At 71.1% G+C, this 20,547-nt stretch carries 16 protein-coding genes; 10 read left to right on the forward strand and 6 right to left on the reverse strand.

Annotation, left to right across the window (positions count from 1 at the left end; all coding sequences use genetic code 11):
* The first annotated feature begins 4 nt into the window (after positions 1-4).
* The 5 genes from ACQP0P_RS06520 to ACQP0P_RS06540 all read left to right on the forward strand — a co-directional run bounded on the left by ACQP0P_RS06520 (position 5) and on the right by ACQP0P_RS06540 (position 4,475).
* Complete coding sequence (locus ACQP0P_RS06520) at positions 5-514, forward strand: FABP family protein (RefSeq protein WP_433372271.1); 510 nt, start codon at positions 5-7, stop codon at positions 512-514.
* 195 nt (positions 515-709) lie between these two features.
* A complete protein-coding gene (locus ACQP0P_RS06525) occupies positions 710-1,468 on the forward strand; it encodes a hypothetical protein (protein ID WP_433372273.1) in 759 nt (252 codons plus the stop codon).
* Entirely contained in the window at positions 1,465-1,770 is a 306-nt protein-coding gene (locus tag ACQP0P_RS06530; RefSeq protein WP_433372276.1) for a DUF2470 domain-containing protein, read from the forward strand. The genes ACQP0P_RS06525 and ACQP0P_RS06530 overlap by 4 nt, the downstream gene beginning before the upstream one ends.
* A gap of 438 nt (positions 1,771-2,208) precedes the next feature.
* On the forward strand, positions 2,209-3,144 hold the full coding sequence (locus ACQP0P_RS06535) for an NAD(P)-dependent oxidoreductase (protein WP_433372279.1): 936 nt from the start codon (positions 2,209-2,211) through the stop codon (positions 3,142-3,144).
* Positions 3,145-4,061: 917 nt separating this feature from the next.
* Positions 4,062-4,475, forward strand: coding sequence for a Fur family transcriptional regulator (locus tag ACQP0P_RS06540; protein ID WP_030924489.1), 414 nt, complete (start codon positions 4,062-4,064; stop codon positions 4,473-4,475).
* 105 nt (positions 4,476-4,580) lie between these two features.
* Here ACQP0P_RS06540 and ACQP0P_RS06545 read toward each other — a convergent pair whose 3' ends face one another.
* Together ACQP0P_RS06545 and ACQP0P_RS06550 are read right to left on the reverse strand one after the other, a co-directional pair.
* Positions 4,581-7,520, reverse strand: a complete 2,940-nt coding sequence (locus ACQP0P_RS06545) for a poly(A) polymerase (RefSeq protein WP_433372283.1) — start codon at positions 7,518-7,520, stop codon at positions 4,581-4,583.
* Positions 7,521-7,522: 2 nt separating this feature from the next.
* Positions 7,523-9,358: an RNA ligase family protein gene (locus ACQP0P_RS06550; protein WP_433372285.1), complete on the reverse strand. Its 1,836-nt coding sequence runs from the start codon at positions 9,356-9,358 to the stop codon at positions 7,523-7,525.
* A gap of 282 nt (positions 9,359-9,640) precedes the next feature.
* Between ACQP0P_RS06550 and ACQP0P_RS06555 the strand changes: the two genes are divergently transcribed.
* Positions 9,641-10,624 (forward strand): YgfZ/GcvT domain-containing protein, encoded by a 984-nt coding sequence (locus tag ACQP0P_RS06555; RefSeq protein WP_433372288.1) that lies wholly within the window; start codon positions 9,641-9,643, stop codon positions 10,622-10,624.
* 170 nt (positions 10,625-10,794) lie between these two features.
* Here ACQP0P_RS06555 and dtd read toward each other — a convergent pair whose 3' ends face one another.
* The gene (gene dtd, locus ACQP0P_RS06560) at positions 10,795-11,220 is read right to left on the reverse strand and encodes a D-aminoacyl-tRNA deacylase (protein WP_433372291.1); all 426 of its coding nucleotides are present in this window, start codon (positions 11,218-11,220) and stop codon (positions 10,795-10,797) included.
* Between the two features lie 58 nt (positions 11,221-11,278).
* Here dtd and ACQP0P_RS06565 point away from each other — a divergent pair, with 58 nt between their 5' ends.
* Entirely contained in the window at positions 11,279-12,220 is a 942-nt protein-coding gene (locus ACQP0P_RS06565) for an asparaginase (protein WP_433372294.1), read from the forward strand.
* Between the two features lie 38 nt (positions 12,221-12,258).
* On the opposite strand, the gene ACQP0P_RS06570 is transcribed toward ACQP0P_RS06565, so the two are convergent.
* On the reverse strand, positions 12,259-13,926 hold the full coding sequence (locus ACQP0P_RS06570; RefSeq protein ID WP_433372296.1) for a DUF2207 domain-containing protein: 1,668 nt from the start codon (positions 13,924-13,926) through the stop codon (positions 12,259-12,261).
* A 134-nt stretch (positions 13,927-14,060) separates the two neighbouring features.
* Between ACQP0P_RS06570 and ACQP0P_RS06575 the strand changes: the two genes are divergently transcribed.
* The 3 genes from ACQP0P_RS06575 (at position 14,061) to ACQP0P_RS06585 (ending at position 16,656) form a co-directional block, all read left to right on the forward strand.
* A complete protein-coding gene (locus ACQP0P_RS06575) occupies positions 14,061-15,089 on the forward strand; it encodes a neutral zinc metallopeptidase (RefSeq protein WP_433372299.1) in 1,029 nt (342 codons plus the stop codon).
* 250 nt (positions 15,090-15,339) lie between these two features.
* Positions 15,340-15,978 carry an SGNH/GDSL hydrolase family protein gene (locus tag ACQP0P_RS06580; protein ID WP_433372302.1) on the forward strand — a complete coding sequence of 213 codons (639 nt, stop codon included), beginning with the start codon at positions 15,340-15,342 and terminating at the stop codon, positions 15,976-15,978.
* A gap of 354 nt (positions 15,979-16,332) precedes the next feature.
* Complete coding sequence (locus tag ACQP0P_RS06585) at positions 16,333-16,656, forward strand: hypothetical protein (RefSeq protein ID WP_433372304.1); 324 nt, start codon at positions 16,333-16,335, stop codon at positions 16,654-16,656.
* 444 nt (positions 16,657-17,100) lie between these two features.
* Here ACQP0P_RS06585 and ACQP0P_RS06590 read toward each other — a convergent pair whose 3' ends face one another.
* Both ACQP0P_RS06590 and ACQP0P_RS06595 read right to left on the reverse strand, forming a co-directional pair.
* Positions 17,101-18,741 (reverse strand): endo-1,4-beta-xylanase, encoded by a 1,641-nt coding sequence (locus ACQP0P_RS06590; protein ID WP_433372307.1) that lies wholly within the window; start codon positions 18,739-18,741, stop codon positions 17,101-17,103.
* 200 nt (positions 18,742-18,941) lie between these two features.
* Positions 18,942-20,504, reverse strand: a complete 1,563-nt coding sequence (locus tag ACQP0P_RS06595) for a cellulase family glycosylhydrolase (protein ID WP_433372310.1) — start codon at positions 20,502-20,504, stop codon at positions 18,942-18,944.
* Positions 20,505-20,547 lie beyond the last annotated feature (43 nt).

A 20,547-nucleotide genomic window follows, 5' to 3' on the forward strand; every position in this document is an offset into this window, starting at 1 on the left:
ACCCATGGACGTTCCCGAACTGCATCCCGATCTTGAGCCGATCGCCTTCCTCGTGGGCGTGTGGGAAGGCGCCGGCGTCGGGGGATATCCGACGATCGAGAGTTTCAACTTCGGCCAGGAAATCGTCTTCGGCCACAACGGTAAGCCGTTCCTGACCTACAACAGCCGCACCTGGCTGCTCGACGAGGCGGGCGACAAGGTCCGCCCGCTGGGCGTCGAGACCGGTTTCTGGCGCCAGCTCCCCGGGCGTCAGCTGGAGGTGTGCCTGTCACATCCCACGGGCATCGTGGAGGTCTACGTCGGTGAGGTGGTCTTTCACAAGATCGAGCTGCATACCGACGTGGTGGCCCGCACCGCCACCGCCAAGGAGTACACCGGAGGCCACCGTCTCTACGGCCTGGTCAACGGCAACCTGATGTGGGCGTACGACATGGCGGCCATGGGCCAGCCGCTTCAGTCCCACATCTCGGCCGAGCTCAAGCGGGTCGGTGACTTCGTCCCCGACGCCGGGTGAATTCCCGAAGGGGCGCGAGCCGGGTACCGGATGAGCGCTCCTGCTCGCACCCGGGGGCGACAGAGGCAGGGCGCTGACTACGCTCTGTGGAGTCAACGACCCCTTCCTGAGGGAGGGGGCTTGAGGCGCGGTGATGCGCTTTACAAGCCCCGTGTTGACCAGCCCTGGCCGTCATGAACTGGAGGTGTGATCCAGATGGCCACGTTGAACACAAGAGCGCAGACCGACCTTGGGGTGCTTCCTCAGCTCCAAGCTCTCGAATCCGTGGGAGCAGACACGCCCGAGGGTGGGCACGAAACGGCTCACGGACACCGCCTGGCGGCGGTATCCGGTGTTCACCATGGGCGAGGGGAGACCGGTCCGGCCGCACTGCCGCAGTGCCCAGCGGGTGGTGCTGACGCCGCCGCCGTCAGCACCACCCGCTGGGCACTGCGGCAGGCGCTGAAGGCCACCGGCCTACCCGTGGCAGACGCCTCCGGCGGGCGCACCACATGGAACCGTTCCCGCACCGGCGCACCGAAGTCCCACACGTTGGACGCGCTGCACGTCGGCTCGCTCGACACCGTGACCACCTGGCCGTCCACCGTGCTCGTGGTCAAGGCGACCGGGCGCGGTACCTACTGCCGTACTCGCACCGACCGCTACGGCTTCCCCCGGCTACGACTCCCCCGGATCAAGCAGGTCAAGGGGTTCGCCACCGGCGACCTGGTCCGCGCGACCGTCCCGACCGGCAAGAACACCGGAGTTCATACCGGGCGGGTCGCGGTCCGCAGCACCGGCAGTTTCAACATCACCACCCGGCACGGCCTCGTGCAGGGCATCGGCCACCGCCACGTCCGCCTGCTCCAGCGAGCCGATGGCTACGGCTACACCACCCACCCGGAAACGCGGCACCGTGCCGCGTTTCCTTCCCCGCCTGAAGGCGGGGGTCTCCACACTGGAGGTATCCGATGAGCACTCCCTTCACCCCCGAAGCGGTCGAGGCCATCAAGCGCCACATGAACGACGATCACGCTGACGACGCGCTACTGATCTGCAAGGGCCTCGGCGGACAGCCCGAGGCCACCGGCGCGACGACGACCGGTGTCGACGCCGAGGCGATCGAGTTCGCCGCCGTGGTCGGCGGGCTTGAGATTCCGGTCCGGGTCCCGTGGAGCAGCACGCTGACCGAACGCGCGCAGGTCCGTACGGAGGTTGTCCGCCTCTATCGGGACGCCTGTGCGGCCCTTGGCGTCCCTGCCCGCGGCGAGCACTGACCGGGAGCCTCCTCGGTCCGAGACCCTGCCGCCCGGCGCCGGGCGCGGCGGTCGTGAGGATCGGCGGGCCGGCCACCGGAGCCGAGCCCGGTCACGGACCTTCGCTTTCCGCTGCCCCGGGGCACTGCCCGGAGCCTGCCCGGGGCACCGCCCTGGAGGCACCGGCCGGAGACCGGGGCCGGCGTGGGCGGGGCCGGTGATTACGGCGCCGACCGAGGGTTTTATTCGGATGACCTTATTCGTTGGCTTTTTCTGACCTCTCATACCTTGAATGCATTTTCGCGCTGAACTTCCCGCTGGAGGAGGCCACGAAGGGACAAGTCCGAAAACAGGAGAGGCTGATGGGGCCGTTGGTGACAGTCGGGTCAATGTCAGGATTGATCATGGCATTCGTGGAAAGCTCCCAGATGCTGAAATTTCCTGAAATAAGGAGGCGCGGTGAAACCGCGAGCCCTTGTGCTGGCGCCAATGCGAGGTCCGGAGTGGGACCGTCTGAGAGAGCTGATCGACGTCCACCACGACCCTGCTGAGCACAGTCCGTACCAGGCCGCCGACCTCGCCCGGCGGCTCGCGGACATCGGGGCGCGCATCCTCATCACCGAGTCCGACGAGGTCGCGGGCCCGGTGCTGGATCTTCCCCTGCTGGTGGTGGGCTGCGCCCGCGGCGACGCGGGGAACGTGGACCTCGGCACGGCCACCGACAGGGGCATTCCCGTCGTCTGCGCCCCGGGGCGCGACGCCGACGCGGTGGCCGAACTCACCCTCGCCCTGATCCTCGCGGTGACCCGCCGGGTGGCGGTCGGCGACCGGGAGATCCGCTACGGCATGGTCTCCTACCGGCGGTACCGCGCGTGGGAGCTCGCGGGCCGGACCGTCGGCCTGATCGGCTACGGGGCGGTCGGTCACGCGGTGGCCTGGCGGATGAGGGGGCTGGGCATGCGCGTCATGGTCTACGACCCCGAGGCGGTGGAGAACCGGTACGGCCTCGACGTCCTGCTGGCCCAGGCCGACGTCATCTCCGTACACGCCCTCGCGTCCGAGAGGCCGCTGATCGGCGCTGTGGAGTTCGCCGCGATGAGGGCCGGAGCGATCTTCGTCAACACCTCCGACGCGGCCCTGCACGACATGGACGCCCTCGTCGGCGCGTTGAAGACGGGCCATCTGGGCGGTGCGGCCCTCGACAGGTTCGCCGGGGACTGGCTCGACCCGTCCCACCCACTCGCCGACATGGACAACGTGGTGCTCACCCCGCACCTGGGCTCGGGGACCTACGACACCGAGATCAACCACACCCGGATGATCTGCGAGGACATCGTCAGGATCCTCGGCGGGGAAAGCCCGCTGCACTGCGCCAACCCCGGCTTCCAGGGGTGACTCCCAGCCCCTCGGCCCCGAGGGTGTCACGGTCCCGGGTCCGTGCATCGCGGCCTGACGGGCGGCGACCGCGACACGATCTGGAGTCGTACCGGAAAGGCGCGTCCCGGCCCGGGTGAGGAGGGTCTGGAAAGAGGAGTGCCGGAAAGGGAAGAACCCCGGGCCACTTCCCCCTGGCTGAACAGGAGGGCCGGTGGACCAAAGGCGGGATTGCCCGCCCCCGGCGGCCCGGGGTTCCGGTGATTGTCGTGGATTCGCCGAACGTCGCCAGACGCCCGGACAGAGTCCGGTCGCGGCGTCCTAGCGGACAGCCACCTCGCTAGCCCAACTATGATCAACCATTGTTCGGACCACCTCCTTTCGGCGTGCCTGTACGTTATGAAACTCCACACCGTCAGGGCAAATGAATATTCTCCGCCCCGCGAAGCCGTGGCTTCCACCCCGAAGCCGACCCCCTGACCAGGCCCGACATGGACTGAGGTCACGTTCGTGGAGGTGACCGGTTCATGGCCGCATGTCCTGCGGACCTCGTACCCACCCGCATGGCTGGGGGCCCCACGCGGCGCGGTGCCGATGAGCGGACCCGTGCCCCCTCGCCGCCGTCGCCGGGTTTCCACCACCTGCGATGCCGCGCTTCTCAACGGCGACCGGCTCCAGGTGCGGCATCCGCGCCCCTCTCGCCTGGCCCGGATGCCCGTACACCTTCCGGTGTGGCCTCAGATGACGATCAAGGCGTGACGCACCCCCTTGAAAAGGAACCCCCGATGGTCGGGAGACCGGCGACCCGGCGCGGATCGGTTTCGGCCCCTGAGCGCCGGCGTATGGTCCCTCTTCGAGGGATGTTTCGCGCCCTGTTCCTCTCAGGTCGCGTACCGTGTGACGTTCATCGGCGGCCCCGATGCTCATAGACTCGGGGAATGACCGAAACGTCGTGGCATGAGGAACTGCGGGCGCGCGGTTACCGGGTCACTCCGCAACGCCAGCTGGTGCTTGAGGCGGTCAAGGCCTGCGAGCACGCCACCCCGGAGGAGATCTGCAACCGGGTGCGGGAGACCGCTCGCGGGGTGAACATCTCGACCGTCTACCGGACCCTTGAGCTCCTTGAGGAGCTCGGCATGGTCACCCACTCCCACCTCGGGCACGGTGCCCCCACCTACCACCTGACCTCCGAGGCCGATCACGTGCACCTGGTCTGCCGCGGCTGCGGGGAGATCAGCGAGGTCAGTCCGGATCTGGTGGAGAGCTTCGTCGACAACCTCGACCAGAAGCTCGGGTTCGTCACCGACGTGCACCACCTGACGGTCTTCGGCCGCTGCCGGAACTGCCGCTAGCGGCGGGATGCCGGCCGCCACCTTCGCGGACGCGGCCGGCCGGCGACCGCGCCGGCGCCGCGGCGGAGGCACACCCGGCCGCGGGGAACCCGGATCGAGGTGTGATCAGTGGAGCGTCGGCACCTCGCCGCCCTCCGCCCACTCGACGCCGACTCCGCGCAGGCCCGCCGCCCACGGACCGGCTGTCTCGGCCAGCGCGGCCGCGTCCGGCGGCGTGCGGCCGAGCCCAATCGCGAACCGGGCCATTCCCGGCCCGGTCTCGAACGGCCTGGGCCAGGCGTGCGCGTCCCGTGCCCCCGCGCGTTCCAGGGAGGTGAGCAGCGCACGCATCCGGCCCCGGACGCGGCCCAGCGTCACGGCGAACCTCTCGGCCCGCTCGTCCCTCACGGTCACCACCGCCCACGCGGCGTGCCGCCGGTGCGACGGCGGCGCCGACAGCAACTCCTCCCGTGGGCTCCGGCCGGTCCGCGCCGCCTCCTCCACGACCTCCCAGGCGGTGTAGAGCTCCTGTGCCAGCAGATCCCGCACGCCGGCGCCGACCTGTTCACTGCACAGGCGGACGGGGGCCGTGGGGGTCGTGACCGACACGGCCGCGCCGGACCCTCCGCCCGGCGGCTCGCCCGGCGGCCCGTCCGGTGCCTCCGGCCACAGGCCGACCGGCCGGTGCCAGTCCCATGCGGCCCACGTACCGAAGAAGTGCCGGAGCAGGTCGCCGGGAGGAAGATCCCCGGATTCGCACACCGTCCGCGCCGCGAAGATGGTCCAGGCCAGGCCCGGCAACCCGCCGAACGGGGCCGAGTCCAGCCCGCGCGCCCTCGCCCATGCCTTCACCTCCCGAGCCAGCCCGGCGAAGGCGGCGCGGTTCGCGCCGACCGCGGCGAGTACGGCGTCGGCGTCGCTGACCGCGCTCAATGCGATCGCCGAGGCCTCGTCCAGCTCCGTACGGCGCGACACCGCCTCGGCGGGGGTGACGCCGGTGACCGCCACGACGGCCAGATCGACGTCCAGACCGTCGATCCGCAACCGGAGGCCGGGCACCCTGGCACCGATCACCCCCCGCAGCCCGGTCGCCTCCGGCAGTGCCGCCCGCACCCGCGCCTCGACGTCCGCGAGGGCGACCGCCGCGGGCAGCGCCACCACCAGGTCCAGGTCCGCGTCGGCCAGGGCGCAGCCCAGGCGTCGCGACCCGGTGACGTGAACGACCCCCTCGGCCAGCGAGACTCGTAGCCGCGCCACGACCTCCCGTGCCAAGGCGGCGCCGTGACGCTCCCGCGCCTCGGAGCCGTCCTTTCCCGATCCCGGGGCGTCCCCAGGGGGGCGCGCCGGGTCCGGCGGGGCGTCGGGCGCGGGTGTTCCGTGGTCGAGCCAGCGCACCTCGCCCGTTCCGAGAGCGACGGTCGCCCGGGGCCGCATGGGCTCCTCACCCCGGCGTGACAGCAGGACCAGCTCGCCGACCCGCGCCGACCGGCCGCCCAGCCGCGCCGCGCAGTCGGCGACGAGCCGCCGGGGATCCTTGACCCTGCCCAGGGTCAGGTGCGGGGTGTAGCCCTCGGAGCGGCCCCGGCAGCGGGGGAACCCGCGCTCCAGCGCGCCGCGCAGCGCGGCCCACGGTTCGGCTCCGCCCGCGGCCGGGTCGAGCCAGACCGTGGAGCCGTCCCGATGGGAGAAGGCGTGCACGCCCTCCAACCGGGTGGTGAACGGGGGAATCGCGGCCGCGGCGGCGGCCAGCAGGGGGGCCGCCTCCTCGAAGTCGGACTCCGGTACGAAACCGAACATCACCGTGACGTGCGGTGGCCACCTGCGGATCTGCGGGTCGTGCTCCCGGCGGATCCCCTGGATCGCCGGCCAGAGCTCCCGCGGTGGGATCCAGGCCAGCGCGGTCCGTGCCGTCGGGCGCGCGTCGAGGACGCCGGAGACGCCGAGGACGTCGTGCCCGCTCCCGCCGATGGCGACGTCGGCGGCGACGGCGTAGTGGTCCGACACGAACAGGCCGTCCGGCGTCGGAACGTCACCCCGTACGGCCGCGGTCGTGACGCACAGGTCGTGGCCGCGCAGCAGGACGCGGTCGAGCCGGGAGGCACGGCCGGAGAGCGAGGAGAGGGCCGCCAGCGGATTGACCCGCGGATCGAAGGTGGCGGTCGCATCATCGGGGCCGTGGACCTCGGTCCAGGCGTCCCGCAGGCCCAGCACCTCGGCGGGCCGGCTCCCGCCGTCGTTGAGATCGCCCAGCAGGATCACATCCCCGTCCACGCCGAGCAGCACCTCGGCGAGCCGGGTGAGCTCGGCCTGGCGCCGGGCGGGGCCGTTGTCGGTGTGGTCGCTGGTCAGATGCGTGGCGGCCACCACGACCGGCCCGGCGGCGGACTCCACCGTGACGGCCGCGACGGCCTTGTGCGGGCCGAGGACGTGCAGGCCCGCCTCTCGAACGGGCAGGCGGGTCAGCAGGAGGAGCCCGGCGTCGTCGACGTCCTGGCCGGCCGGGTCGGTGCTCAGCGTGTAACCGGAGCGGATCCACGGGGTCCGCAGCAGCATGACGAGCAACTCGGCCTCGACCTCCTGCAGCGCGATGACGTCCGCGTCGGCCCGCTCCAGCTCCTCCAGCAGCAGCGGTCGGCGCCGCGCGGTGTCCAGCCGGTCGCTGTCGTAGCGGTCCCACAGGGTGTTCCAGGTCAGCACGCGCAGGTGTGCCGTCGTGGACGCGGCCCCGGCCGGCACGGGGGGCGCGGGGCGCCAGCCCGCGACCGGATCCCACGCGAACGGCGTCCTGGCCGCGAAGAACGGTGCCCGGAGCCTGCGCGGATCCCGTACCCGGCCGGCCTGCGACGAGTCGATGCGGTCCAGGCCCGCCGACCGGTCCCAGACCGTCTCGCCGTCCGCCTCGACGAACAGGATCCGGTGCCAGGGAATGTCGCCTCCCGGTACGAACGCGGGCAGTGGCACGCGCTTGGGCGAGGCCCCGCGCACGTTGATGCCCAGGACGAACCGCGCCGGGTCGAACCGCGGATCCCAGCGGATCCGGTGGAAGATCTCCTCACTCGTCCGCATGATCATTCCTCATCGCTGTCGAGGGCTCCGGCGACGTCGAGGACGTTCCCCTCCGGCCCGATGTACCACGTGCGGTGCGCCTCTCCCGGATAGGGCGGGGAGAAGCGGCGAAGCTGGGCGGAGAGCACCTCCGGCGGCACCGGGTGCGCACGGCCCACGTTACGCCGGGCCAGCACGTCGCCGGGGACCAGCATGACCGCCTGTGTCGTCAGCGCGTCGCGCCCGCGGGCCACGGCGTGCACCAGGGAGCGCTGGTGCCGGTTCAGGGCCGTGGCGTCCCACACGACGGTTCCGCCGCCGGCCAGGAGCGCGTCGAGCCGGTGCAGGCCCTCACGGAGGATCGCCGGGTTGGCCCGCTGGTCGGACCGGGACCCCCGGTCCTGGCGCAGGTCGTCGAGCGCGACGACGGCCCCGGCGTCCGGGAGGCCGCGGGCGAACGTGCTCTTCCCGCTGCCCGACGGGCCGACCATGACGACGAGCCGGGGAAACCGGCCGGACCGCCAGCGCCCGCTCACCGCCAGGCCCCCCTCGGCCGTGGTGATCCGGCCCAGCGCGTAGGACTCCCGCGTCTCGGCCCAGCACCGGTCCGCCACGTCGGGATCACATCCGCCGAGCGCCTGGCGCAGGCCCAGGCGCAGCGGCTCCAGCGGCGCCTCGCCGAGCAGCCCGGCCTCGTCGGCGTGCAGCTCGGACCAGCCGACCTGCTCGCGCGCGTCGGCGGCGTCACCGTCGGCGCGCCCGGTCAGGGCCGCGGCGGCGACCGCGTGCAGGGCTCCCAGGTCGGCCGCGGCCGTCAGCCGTACCAGGCCGGTCCTGCGCTCCTCGTCGGGGAAGGGGCGGTGCAGGCGGGTGCTCAGCTCGGCCAGGTCGGCGACCCGCCGGGCCAGGGGCATGCCAAGGGGAGCCACCAGGGCGGACGCCAGCCAGGCCCGGCGGGTGCCGTGGCACAGGGTGGCCAGGACGCCCGCCAGCCGGGCGTCCCCCGTCCGGCCGAGCAGGTCGAGCCTGGCGGAGACGTCGGCCACGGCCGCCTCGACGCGCTCGGCGGCGGCCGCCGGGATCGTCGGCCCCGCCGGGTCGTCGGTCGCCGTGGTCGACCGTCGCGCCGCTTCCGGGGAGCCTGCCCCCGGCCCCGCCGGGTCACCGGCCGTCATCCCCGTCGCCGCGATGAGCGCCGGCACGTCCGGATCGGCTCCCGAACGCACCTCCCACAGCGCGGCGGCCGGTCCCAGGCCGTTCTCGACGACAGGCGCGAGCATCCAGTGCTCGGTCGTCCGGACATGTCGTGGACGCACCCATTTGGCGATGTGGTGGGCGAACTCCTCCCGGTGGAATCCGGCGGCCGTTCGTACGACGTACCCTTCCCGCCGCGCCGTGTCCAGGCGCAGGGCCCGCAGCGCCCGCTCGTCGAAGGTGCCGCGCCACAGCACCGGCGGAACCGGGATCCCCAGCCGCCGGGTCAGGCGCACCGTCCGGTCCCAGTCGAGGCAGTGGTCGCCGTCCCAGATGGAGAAGGCATAGAACCAGCTCTCCAGGTCCCGGTACTCGATCGAGTGCCGGGCGTAGAGGTTCTCGCCGCATACCCGCCGGCCCGGTGGGAGGAACCGGGCGATCCTGCCGTGCAGGGCCTTGACCCACGCGCGGGACGGATGGTGCGCCGAATCCAGCGAACGGGCGTGCACCCCGTCGGGGTACACGGTGGTGTTCTCCCCGTCGAGCTTCTCGGTGACGACGACCTCCCGGCCGGCCAGCCCCGACAGGCCGTCGGCGCGTACGTCGTCCGAGGTGGCCCCGGGAGACCAGGGCAGGTGAGGGGTGCGGGGGTAGGGCACTCGCATGATCCGCTCCCGGTGACGACGTCGCGTTCCGGCGACTGTACGGGGAGAGGGAAGGGCGGATCCACCGGATAAACACGTGGCCCGCGCCCGGATCGTGCCGACCGCTGGGGGACGCGCGCACCCGTTGATCCTCCGGAGGCGCTTCGCCCCTGAGCCGCCGCGATCCGCGGGCGCCCCCGGATTCCGCGGACACCCGGATTCCGTGGATGCCTCCGCAATCCGTCCCGGGAGCGTGGCGGAGCCGCCGCCGCCCTGCCCGGTGCGGCCTCGTAGGCTGTGTACATGCGAAGCCCTCTGCTGGACACTCCCGGCGCGGTCGCGGCCGACACCCCCGACGCCGATGTCGCCGGACACTACGGCGACCCGTTCGCCGAGCAGCGCGCGCTGCTCGCCGGAGAGGCGATGGTCGACCGGAGCAACCGCGAGGTCGTCCGGATCTCCGGGCCCGACCGTCTGAGCTGGCTCAACAGCCTCAGCTCGCAGAAACTCGACGACCTTGAACCTGGCCGGCCCACCGAGACGCTGCTGCTGGACGCCCAGGGCAGGGTGGAGCACCACCTCGTCCTCGTCGACGACGGTGCGGCCGTCTGGGCGCACGTCGAGCCGGGCACCGGCGCGGAGCTGGCCGCCTTCCTCGACAAGATGCGGTTCATGCTGAGGGTCGAGGTCACCGACGTGACGGATCGCTACGCCGTGGTCTCCGTGGCCGGACCGGCGCGGCCCGACCTGCCGGCCGGAGCGGTCGCCGTGGGGCGCGACATCCTGCTCCCCCGCGAGGAGCTGGCGACGGGGCTCGGGCTGAGACTCGCCGGGCTCTGGGCGTACGAGGCGCTGCGGATCGAGGAGCACCGCCCCCGGCTGGGTTTCGAGACCGACCACAAGACGATCCCGCACGAGGTGGGCTGGATCGGCACGGCCCTGCACCTCAGCAAGGGCTGTTACAAGGGCCAGGAGACCGTGGCCCGCGTCCACAACCTGGGCCATCCCCCGCGCCGCCTGGTCTTCCTGCACCTGGACGGCAGCGTCGACACCCTGCCGAAGCACGGTGCCCCCGTGACGTACGACGGGGCGGAGGTCGGCTCCGTCGGCAGCGCCGCGCGCCACCACGAGCTGGGCCCGATCGCGCTGGCCGTGGTCAAGCGGACGGTGCCGGTGGACGCCACGCTGGAGGCCGGCGGGGTGGCCGCGTCCCAGGAGGTCATCGTGCCGCCGGACGCCGGGCGCAACGTCCAGATCGACCCCGCCCTGCGCCGCCGCATCCGCTGACGGCACCGCGTCGCGTCATGGGCGGCATCGCTTCCGGTCCGGGACGACCCCGGCCGGACGTCCGGGATCGGCGTGGTCGGGCCACCTCTCCGGGTCACCTCTCGGGCGATCTCCTCGGGGCACCGAGCCCCGGAGAGATCGGCTTACCGGGAAAGTCCCGGTTCCGGGGCTCAGACGTCCAGGATCAGAGTGATCGGGCCGTCGTTGGTCAACCCGACCTTCATGTCGGCGCCGAAGACCCCCGTCTCCACCTGGGCGCCCAGCCCGCGCAGTTCGGCGCAGACCGTCTCGACCAGCGGCTCGGCGACCGGACCCGGCGCGGCGGCCTGCCAGGTGGGGCGGCGTCCCTTGCGGGTGTCGCCGTACAGGGTGAACTGGCTGACCACCAGCAGGGGCGCGCCGATGTCGGAGCAGGACTTCTCGCCGGAGAGGATCCGCAGGCCCCAGAGCTTGGCGGCGAGCCTGGCCGCCTGCTCGGGGGTGTCGGTATGGGTCACGCCGACCAGGACCAGCAGCCCCGGCTCGTCGATCGCCCCGACCGTCACGCCGTCCACCACCACTGACGCGGAACTCACCCGCTGCACGACCGCACGCATGCCTCCCATCATCCCGTGCCTCCCGACCTCCCTAGACTCTGGGCGAAAGGAGACAAAGGTGTCTGCTGAGTCATTGTTCGTCGAGGTCGTCCGCTCGGGGTTCGTGGAGTCCACCCATCGGGCGCGGATGCTCGCCGTCGCCGCCGACGGCTCCCTGGTGAGGGTGCACGGGGCGGTGGACGCGCCGGCCTCGCCGCGCTCGTCGATAAAGCCCCTCCAGGCGCTCGCCATGGTCCGCGCCGGGCTCCTCCTGGAGGGGGAGCTGCTCGCGCTGGCGTGCGCGAGCCACGCGGGTGAGCCGTTCCACGTGGACGGGGTACGCGAGATCCTGGCCGGGGCCGGGCTGGACGGGAGCGCGCTGGGCTGCCCGGAGGACCTGCCCGAGCACACCGCCTCCCGGGAGGAGGTGCTGCGCTCCGGAGGGGGCCGGGCCAGGGTCTACATGAACTGCTCGGGCAAGCACGCGGCGATGCTCGCCACCTGCGTGGTCAATGACTGGCCGGTGGAGACCTACCTCGACCAGGCCCATCCGCTGCAGCGGACGATCCGCGCCGCGGTCGAGGAGCTGACCGGCGAGCGTGTCGCGGCCGGCGGGGTGGACGGCTGCGGCGCCCCGCTGTTCTTCGTCTCGATGCTGGGCGTGACCCGGGCGTTCCGCGCACTGGTCCTGGCCGAGCCGGGCACTCCGGAGCGCCGGATCGCGGACGCCTTCCGGGCCCACCCCGAATGGACGTCGGGCACCAGCCGCCCCGAGGCCCGGCTGATGCGGGCGATTCCCGGGCTGATGGTCAAGGTCGGTGCGGAGGCGTTCGACGCCTTCGCCTTCAGCGACGGGCGTTCGGGGACCGTCAAGATCGAGGATGGTGGCCAGCGCGCCCGGGTTCCGGTCACCGTCGCGGCCCTGCGGGCGCTCGGCTTCGAGGGTCCCGAGCTCGACGAGCTGGCCACCGGGGTGCTGCTCGGCGGCGGGCGTCCGGTGGGTGAGATCCGCGTGCGGTAGTGATCCGCACAGGTCTCCCCGGTGCCCAGCCGTCGAGGTCAAAGGGAGCGGAACTGGCGGGTGCTGGAGATCGCGCCGGAGGTGGTCATGGTGAAGGTCCGCATCGAGTCGGCGAACCTGGACAGGTCCCACTCGGCCGGGCCGTGGTACCAGTACAGGTTGTCGGCCTGCTGACCGTCGCCGGTCACCGAGGAGACCACACGGGCCCAGCGGTCGACGCTGTCGAAGATCACGGCGTAGGGCAGGTAACGGGAGAACAGCTCCACCCGCTGGGCCGTCGGCACGTCATCGGTGATGTCGCCGCCGGACAGGTACTCCTTGAACCCCAGGGTGTGGGCGAGCGCTCCCGCACCCTTGGCGGTCTTGGCCGGCATGTACTGGCCGCCCACCGCCAGGGCGGCACCGGCGATGATCAGGGTCAGGCCGAGCAGTCCGTACGTGGTGAGCCAGGCCAGCGCGAAGGTGGTGAGGACGCCAAGCACGGTGAGGAGCACGCCGAGGGTCGTCCAGCGGGTGCGGACGGTGTCGGGGCGGCGGGCGAACCAGCCCTGCTTGACCACGTCGCGGTAGAGCGCCTCGCGGACCTTGCCGAGCTTGGCGCCGAACGATCCCCGGAGTTCCGAGAGCAGCACCGTGTCGCGGCCGTCGAAGATGGCGTCGTAGAGCTCCAGTTCGTAGGCCATCAGCGCGGAGACCTGGGCGGTGGGCAGCCGTACGAGCCTCCAGTCGGGTGTCTCGTACGTCTGCCGGGGCTGCTCGTCGATCCTGAGGTAGCCCCGGACGGCCAGGTCGACGATCGTGGCGGTCACGTCGATCACGTCGGCCTGCTCGTCCATGAGGGTGCCGATCTGACCGGGGCGGACGCCGTCCGGCGGGGCGAAGTGGCCGTTCTCGACGCCGCTGAGCGAGCCCGACCCGTGGCCGACCACGCGGGCGTCCCGGCCTCGCGTCCAGTAGAGAAGGGCGAGGCCGCCGAGCATCAGGAGGAGCAGGGCGGCCAGCGCGCCGCCGGTCACGGTGTTGAGGGTGAAGGCGTTGGACAACTCGAAGCGGCGCGCCAGGATCGGCGCGCCCTTGGTGGCGGCGGCGGGGTAGCCGATGACCACGGTGAGCACCTCGCCGGCGTCCAGGCCCTGCTGCCCGAACTCGGCGGCGACGCCCGTGTGGTCCATGGATGCCTCGGTGCAGGCGATCGCCGAGGTCAGGGGGCCGGCGAAGCACGACAGGTGCTGCAGCGCGGCCGGGCCGCTCACGGTGACCCTGGCCTGCTCGACCGGGACGGACCAGCCGCCCACGGCGTACCAGCGCAGTTCCTGGGCGTCGGTGAGCGGAGTGACGGTGCCCCTGACGTCGTACTCCAGGACGGCGCTGCCCGTGCCCTTCAGGGTGATGGTGCCGCCGGTCAGAGTGGCGTCGCCCTTCAGGTCGGTGACCTGGTAGAGCCGGTCGCTGCGACTGTCGTAGCGGGTCCGGTCGACGAGGTCGCGCGACGGTGCGTCGCCCTCGAAGGTGACCTCTTCCTTGACATGAAGCACCCCGTCCTGCCGGAGCTCCAGCTGGACCGTCGTGCTCGTCACCTTGCCGTCCTGGGTGGCCTGGGGGGACGTGGAAACGGTCGCGAGGGCAGGGGAGGCGCCGACCAGCAGCGCGAGGATGGCCGTCGCGGCCAGGCTTCCGGCTGCTCGGTGCGAGAAAGATGCCGCCATGGGTCGGGAGCCTATCGAGAAGCACCGAGCCGTGATGATCGGCCCCGTATCCATTTCTGTACGCCCGTAAACCCATATGTGTGTGTATCCGCTAGATTGCCGCCCGAAGATCCACTCTTTGGAGAGGCGGTCGCATGCGCCCACGGAGGTCGAACCCGCTGGCCTTTGGCGTTCTGGGCATTCTCGCCCTGGCGTTCGCCGGGGTCGTGGTGATCGCCGGCCTGGCCGGTGGCGAGGAGGCCGAGAGTCCGGCCGGTCCCGGGACCGGCCCGGTGGCGACCGGGAAGGCCGTCCCCACGCAGACCGGCGAGGTCGAGGTCACTCCGCCGGCCTTCACCCCGCCGCGGAAGCTGAACCTCGGCTCGCTGGGGGACACCGAGATCGTGCCGGCCGCCGCGGAGCGGAGCACGGCCGTCGACCTCCGCTACATGCGCCGTTCCGACACCGCGGCCCGGCTCAAGCGCAACCCGCTTTACGGCACCGGCCTGATGCGCCCCACCTCCTGCCGCGCCTCTCGGCCCTCGACCCACCCCGGCGACATGCTCGCCTACCTCAACGCCGTCACCGGCTGTCTGGACCGGGCCTGGAGCGCGAAGTTCTCCCAGGCCGGAGCGGTCTTCCTGCGGCCGAGCAAGGTCTACTGGTCCCGTGCGGGACGCGGGCCCTGCGGGGTCTATCCCAACCCCGACGCCTCCGCCTACTACTGCCCGGCCAACCGGGGCATGTACATCGGCCTGAGCCATGTGATCCAGCAGAGCGGTCAGGTCGACCCCGCCCGGAACCATGTGCCCTACCTGACCGTGCTCGCCCATGAGTACGCCCACCACGTGCAGTCCATGTCGGGCATCGGCGGGGCCTGGTGGTGGGAGGTCTCCACCAGGTCCCGCGAGGCGCAGGACGCGCACTCCCGTCGCCACGAGCTTCAGGCGCAGTGTCTCGCCGGGGCCTTCGCCCGAACCGTGCGGGTCCCGCTGGGTATCACCGGCGCCCGCTGGCAGCAGGTGCTGCGGACGGACCACGATCGCGGCGACGACCGGAACGGCAACCCCCGGCGCGACCACGGCAACGGCGAGCACTACGCCGCCTGGCTCCACCAGGGCTGGAAGTACGCCCGGATCGCCTACTGCAACACCTGGGTCGTCCCTCCCTCCCAGGTCAGCTGACCCGCTCCCGCCGAACGGGCAGGCCGCTCGGAAAGGCTTCCGGGCCCCGTGATGCCACCGGGTCCGGCTTTTCCGCTTTCCGGGTCCGGCTACCGGCGGACATCTACAATCTTGTCGGCAGTCCGACGTCCCCCGAGGTGGCATGCGCACGCCCGCACGTAGACGACCGTGGGCGTTCGCGGTCGCGCTTGTTGTAGCGATTTCCTGTCTTATTTCGGGATGTGTCCCTGAGGGCGGTACGGCCGTACCGGTGACGCTGGGTGCCGAACTCCCCGCCTCGGCCACCCCGTCACCCCCGAGCCAGGCGCCGCTCGTCATGATCATCGGTGACAGTTTCACGGTCGGGTCGGGGCCGGTACGGGGATGGGACGGCTACGCGGCACATGTCGCCCGGCAGCTGGGCTGGCAGCTGATCACCGCGGGCGCCGCGGGAACGGGCTTCGTCAACCCGGGCAGGGTGCGCCGGACCTTCCAGCAGTCCTTCGTCAAGGAGCTCTCCTGGCGTCCGGAGCCCGACCTGCTGATCGTCTCCGGCGGGCGTAACGACCGCCGGATCGGGGCCGCCAGGATCGAGGGAGCGGTGCTCCGCCTGCTGGAGCTGGTCAGGCGGCAGTGGCCGCACACCAGGATCGTGCTGGTCGGCCCGATCTGGATGACGAGGGCTCCCCGATGGGCCTACCGGGTGAGGGAGGCCGTCTCGACCGCGGCCGACCGGCTGGAGGTGCCCTTCCTCGACCCGTTCGAACCGCTCGGCCCGCACGGCCGGGGTTGGGGCAGAGGAGCGGTGCTGCCTGACGGCGTCCATCCCACCCTCGTGGGCCATCTGCGCCTCGCCCGCTGGATGGTCGCCAGGCTGCACGAGTACGGCATCGACGCCCGCCCCCCGTGACCCACACCTGTGACCCGCACCGCCCGCTGCCCCGGCCGGCGGTACGAAAAGCGGTCCGTCCGTTCACGGTGGCGGGACCGGGAGTCGTGGGTCCGATGGCTCGCCCGGTCCTCGTGGATCGCGGCTCTCCGGGGTGCATAAAGGATATTTCACCCCAAAGCGACTCATAATAGTTTAATGTCCGCCATAACTAGACAAGAATAGCGTAAAAGCCTTGAATCGTTGTTTGTGGGCAGACATGGCAGGAAACTATGACAATCAGAGATGGCTCATATCTGGTCATCTCAGGCGATTTTCGGCCGATCTAGGAAATGCCGGAAATTGGGGTAACTGAACCTTTCGAGGGGAAACACAATGCCCAAGTCCAAGAGTGTTATCGCAGGGCTCGCGATCAGTACGGCGCTGACCGGTGGGGTTGTCGGTATGGGTGCGGCGACCACCGCCACAAGCGCCGGCGCGACCACCAGCACGGTCACCGCCGCGGCCTTCCCGACCTGGGGCGGTGGCTGCGGGCGCGGCTGCGGCTGCGGCGGCGGCGGCGGCTGCGGCGGCGGCTGGGGCCGTCGCGGCGGCGGCCACAGCCGGGTCAGGGTGATCATCAACAACCACAACAACAACGTCAACCGGCTGAGCAACGGGAGCGGTCGTTCCCGCTTCCGTGACTTCGACGATGACTAGGCCTTCCGGCCGTCCAGCCGTGGCCGCGCTCTGATCGGGGTGCGATGCGGGGCCGGGGTATCCGGGATGTCGGGGACATCCGGGATGTGAGGCCACTCGCGGCCGGATCCGCGATTTCGTGCGGCTCCGGAAGCGTCGCCAAGAGATAGGGATCCGGTATTCACCGGGACCGTGTTTTTCCACAGAGAAACGCCGCCCCGAACCGAGGGCACGGAAACCCGGGAGGAATCTCTTCGGGATCCTGACTCTCAACACAGTGCGAGTTGTTGTTTCTCACAGGATTACCGGCGGCGGCGCCGCGGTTTTCGAACCGCGGTGTCGCCGCCTCGCGCTGCCCGGCTTCCGTCGCGTCATTATCGATCTTGAGGCGGGAAACCCCGTGACGCGGTGTGAACCGGCCACGGGGCCCGTGAGACCGACGCTGGACCGCCGGTCCGCGTACGGCTAGGAGATGGTGGGGGTGGGTGGGGTGCCGCTTCCGCTCCAGCTGCCGATGAAGCCGAAGGTGGTGGATCCGCCGGCGGGGATGGAGCCGTTCCAGGCGGCGTTGGTGAAGGTGAAGGCCGGGGGAGCGGCGGACAGGGTGGAGCTCCAGGACTGGGTGATGTTCACGCCCGAGGGGTAGGTCAGAACGGTCCTCCAACTGGTGACGGCGGCGGGGCAGCTCACGGTGACCTCGCCCTGGAAACCGCCCTGCCAGGAGTTGACCGTCTTGTAGGTGGCGGCGCAGGGGCCGCCGGGCTGCCCGGCGAGGGTGGTGAAGGTCACCGCCGCGGAGGCGGTCGAGGTGTTCCCCGCCGCGTCACGGGCGACGACGGTGACGCTGTAGGCGGTCTGCGGGCTGAGGCCGGTCAGCGTGATGGAGTTGGTGGCCGACGAGCCGAGCCTGGTGCTTCCCCGGTAGACGTCGTAGCCGGTCACCGCGCGGTTGTCGGTGGAGGCGGTCCAGTTGAGGGTCGCTCCCGAGGAGGTGATGGCCGAGGCGACCGGAGTGCCCGGCCTGGTCGGGGCCTCGGTGTCCGGGGTGGTGGTGCCACCGGCCAGCGCGTCGTGCACCGCCGTGTAGGCGGGCTTCTTGGCGTAGTTCGCGTCGTAGATCAGGGCCGCGCCCTCGCTGGGGAAGGTGTCGGGGACCCAGGAGTACTTGTCGGTGAAGCCCCAGAGCGTGATGCCCGCGCACTGGGTCACCGCCAGGCAGGCGTTGACGACGTCGCGGTAGTAGGTGGCCTGCTGGGCGTCCTTGGCCGCGTCGCGGGGCATCTGGATCCGGATGTCGATCTCGGTGAACCTGACCTGGACGCCGAGGTCGGCGAAGCGCTGGAGGTTCTGCTGGACCTGGCCGGGGAAGCCGTACTGGGTGGCCAGGTGCCCCTGGAACCCGACGCAGTCGACCGGCACGTTCTGCGCCCGCAGCGTCCGCACCAGGTTGTACATCGCGGTGCTCTTGGCGTTGACGCCCTCGACGTTGTAGTCGTTGATGCAGAGCCTGGCGTCAGGGTCGGCGGCCCGGGCGGCCCGGAAGGCATCGGCGATGTAGGTGTCGCCGAGCTTCTGGTACCAGAACGAGTTGCGCATGTTGCCGTTGTCGTCGAAGACCTCGTTCACGACGTCCCAGGAGACGACCGTGGGGTTGGCGGCGTAGCGGCCGGCGACCTTGGCGATGTGGTTCTGCATCGCGGAGCGCATGTCGGTGGCGCTGAGGTTCTGCACCCAGCTCGGTGTCTGGCTGTGCCAGACCAGCGTGTGCCCGTGCACCTGCTGGTTGTTCTGCGTGGCGAAGTTGACGACGGCGTCCGCTCCGGTCCAGTTGAACTGGTTCTGACTGGGTTCGGTGGTGTCCCACTTCATGACGTTCTCGGCGGTGATCTGGTTGAACTCGGTCGCCGCGATGTTGCGGTAGGAGGTCTCGTTCGCCAGCGGGGAGGTGGCGACCGCGGCGCCGATGAACTTGCCGCGCGCGGCGGCGTGTTCGCGCAGGGAGGCGGAGGCGTGGGCCGGGGTGGCGGGCAGGACGGCGACGGCTGCCGTGACGAGCGGGAGCAGGGCGATCGCCCCTGCCGAGATCGCTTTGCGGAGGCTGGACATGGGGGGTCCTCTCTGAGGGTCGGGAAGATCCGGCCTGGTGACTAGAAAATTTGCGAGAATATACCGAAAGTTTCGGAAACGGTCCGGGGAGAGGGGGCACGGCAGGTGAGCCGTACCCCCTTGCCCCGGCCGCACCGGGTTCTCGTACGGGAGGGTCGCTCGCGCGGGAGAACTCCGTGCGGGTGGGGCCTGTGGGCGGGCTAGGAGATGGTGGGGGTGGGTGGGGTGCCGCTTCCGTTCCAGCTGCCGATGAAGCCGAAGGTGGTGGATCCGCCGGCGGGGATGGAGCCGTTCCAGGCGGCGTTGGTGAAGGTGAAGGCCGGGGGAGCGGCGGACAGGGTGGAGCTCCAGGACTGGGTGATGTTCACGCCGGAGGGGTAGGTCAGGACCGTCTTCCAGCCGGTGACGGCGGCGGTGCACTTGACGGTGACCTCACCCTGGAAACCGCCCTGCCAGGAGTTGACCGTCTTGTAGGTGGAGGTGCAGCCGCTCGGCGGGGCCGAGGTGGTGGTGAAGGTGGTGGTGCTGGAAGCGGGGGAGGTGTTCCCGGCCGCGTCCCTGGCCACCACGTGGACGGTGTAGGAGGTCTGCGCGCCGAGCCCGGTCAGGGTGATCGAGTTCGTCGCCGAGGAGCCGAGCCTGGTGGTGCCCTGGTAGACGTCGTAGCCGGTGACGGCGCGGTTGTCCGTCGAGGCGGTCCAGGTCAGCGTGGCGCCGTTCCCGGTGATCGCGGAGGCGGCGGGCGTGCCCGGCTTGGTCGGCGCCTCGGTGTCGGGGGTGGTGCTCCCACCGTAGATCTTGGCCTCGACGGAGGTCTGCGCGATGCCGTTCGCGCCGTTGAAGAGCCGCTGGCCCCAGCTGGTGAGGCTGGCGGTGTTGAAGTTGGTCACCTGGTCGAGGTACTCGACGCCGCCGCCGTTGCCGCTCCACGACCAGCCGAGGTAGCCGATGCCCCTGGCCTGGGCCTGGGCCATGATCGTGTCCTCGTCGGGGTTGCCGTCCGAGTGGTCGAAGCCGAACTCGCCGACGACCAGGGGCAGCCCGGCGGTCTGGAAGCTCTGCATGTAGCCGGTGACCTCGGCGGCCGTGTCGAACACGCCGTACATGTGGATGGAGAAGACGGTGTTGCGCTGTGAGTCGGCGGCGAAGACGGTGGCCGCGTTGTCACGCATGGTGAAGCCCCAGTCCTGGCCCCAGTTGGGCGCGTCGACCATGATCAGGTGCTGGAAGCCGTTGCTCCGCAGCCGGGAGATCGCGGACGAGGTGGCCTGGGTCCAGCCGGGGGTGGTCGCGTTGTTGCCGAAGGGCTCGTTGCCGATGTTGAGGACCACGTAGTCCTCCTGGCCGACGATCGCGCTCTTGACGCTGATCCAGTAGTCCACGGCCTGGTCGAGGGTGTAGGCGCCGCTCTGCTCGCCGTACCCGGTGGTGTCGTGGTTCTCCAGCACGCAGATGAGCTTGTTCTGCTTGCAGAGCGAGACCACGTTCGCCACGTCGGAGGCGCCGTTGGCGGTCCACCGGCCGCCGCTGAGCACCACCCGGACCGTGTTGGCGCCGAGCGACTTGATCCCCGCGAACGAGGCGGTCTGGGACGGGTACCAGGTGTGCGCGTGGCTGGTACCCCGCATGACGAACGTGTTGCCGTTCGACTCAACGATCTTCGTGCCGCTCACGCGGAGACCGACGGCGGCATGGGCGGGTGGGATCGAGACGAAGAACGAGAGAAGGAGCGCCGCGAGCAGCGCCAGGCTTCTGAAACGCATGACCTACCTCGGTTGGGGAGTGCCCGGCCGGGCGGAGGGGGCG

Source organism: Streptosporangium sp. CA-115845 (assembly GCF_050943795.1).
GTDB lineage: Bacteria > Actinomycetota > Actinomycetes > Streptosporangiales > Streptosporangiaceae > Streptosporangium.

Excerpts from the sequence above, each read along its gene's own strand:
- ACQP0P_RS06545 (WP_433372283.1), bottom strand. The coding sequence starts at position 7,520 with ATGCGGACGAGTGAGGAGATCTTCCACCGGATCCGCTGGGATCCGCGG.
- ACQP0P_RS06525 (WP_433372273.1), top strand. The coding sequence starts at position 710 with ATGGCCACGTTGAACACAAGAGCGCAGACCGACCTTGGGGTGCTTCCT.
- ACQP0P_RS06570 (WP_433372296.1), bottom strand. The coding sequence starts at position 13,926 with ATGGCGGCATCTTTCTCGCACCGAGCAGCCGGAAGCCTGGCCGCGACG.
- ACQP0P_RS06575 (WP_433372299.1), top strand. The coding sequence starts at position 14,061 with ATGCGCCCACGGAGGTCGAACCCGCTGGCCTTTGGCGTTCTGGGCATT.
- ACQP0P_RS06555 (WP_433372288.1), top strand. The coding sequence starts at position 9,641 with ATGCGAAGCCCTCTGCTGGACACTCCCGGCGCGGTCGCGGCCGACACC.
- ACQP0P_RS06595 (WP_433372310.1), bottom strand. The coding sequence starts at position 20,504 with ATGCGTTTCAGAAGCCTGGCGCTGCTCGCGGCGCTCCTTCTCTCGTTC.
- ACQP0P_RS06585 (WP_433372304.1), top strand. The coding sequence starts at position 16,333 with ATGCCCAAGTCCAAGAGTGTTATCGCAGGGCTCGCGATCAGTACGGCG.
- dtd (WP_433372291.1), bottom strand. The coding sequence starts at position 11,220 with ATGCGTGCGGTCGTGCAGCGGGTGAGTTCCGCGTCAGTGGTGGTGGAC.
- ACQP0P_RS06540 (WP_030924489.1), top strand. The coding sequence starts at position 4,062 with ATGACCGAAACGTCGTGGCATGAGGAACTGCGGGCGCGCGGTTACCGG.
- ACQP0P_RS06520 (WP_433372271.1), top strand. The coding sequence starts at position 5 with ATGGACGTTCCCGAACTGCATCCCGATCTTGAGCCGATCGCCTTCCTC.
- ACQP0P_RS06530 (WP_433372276.1), top strand. The coding sequence starts at position 1,465 with ATGAGCACTCCCTTCACCCCCGAAGCGGTCGAGGCCATCAAGCGCCAC.
- ACQP0P_RS06550 (WP_433372285.1), bottom strand. The coding sequence starts at position 9,358 with ATGCGAGTGCCCTACCCCCGCACCCCTCACCTGCCCTGGTCTCCCGGG.
- ACQP0P_RS06590 (WP_433372307.1), bottom strand. The coding sequence starts at position 18,741 with ATGTCCAGCCTCCGCAAAGCGATCTCGGCAGGGGCGATCGCCCTGCTC.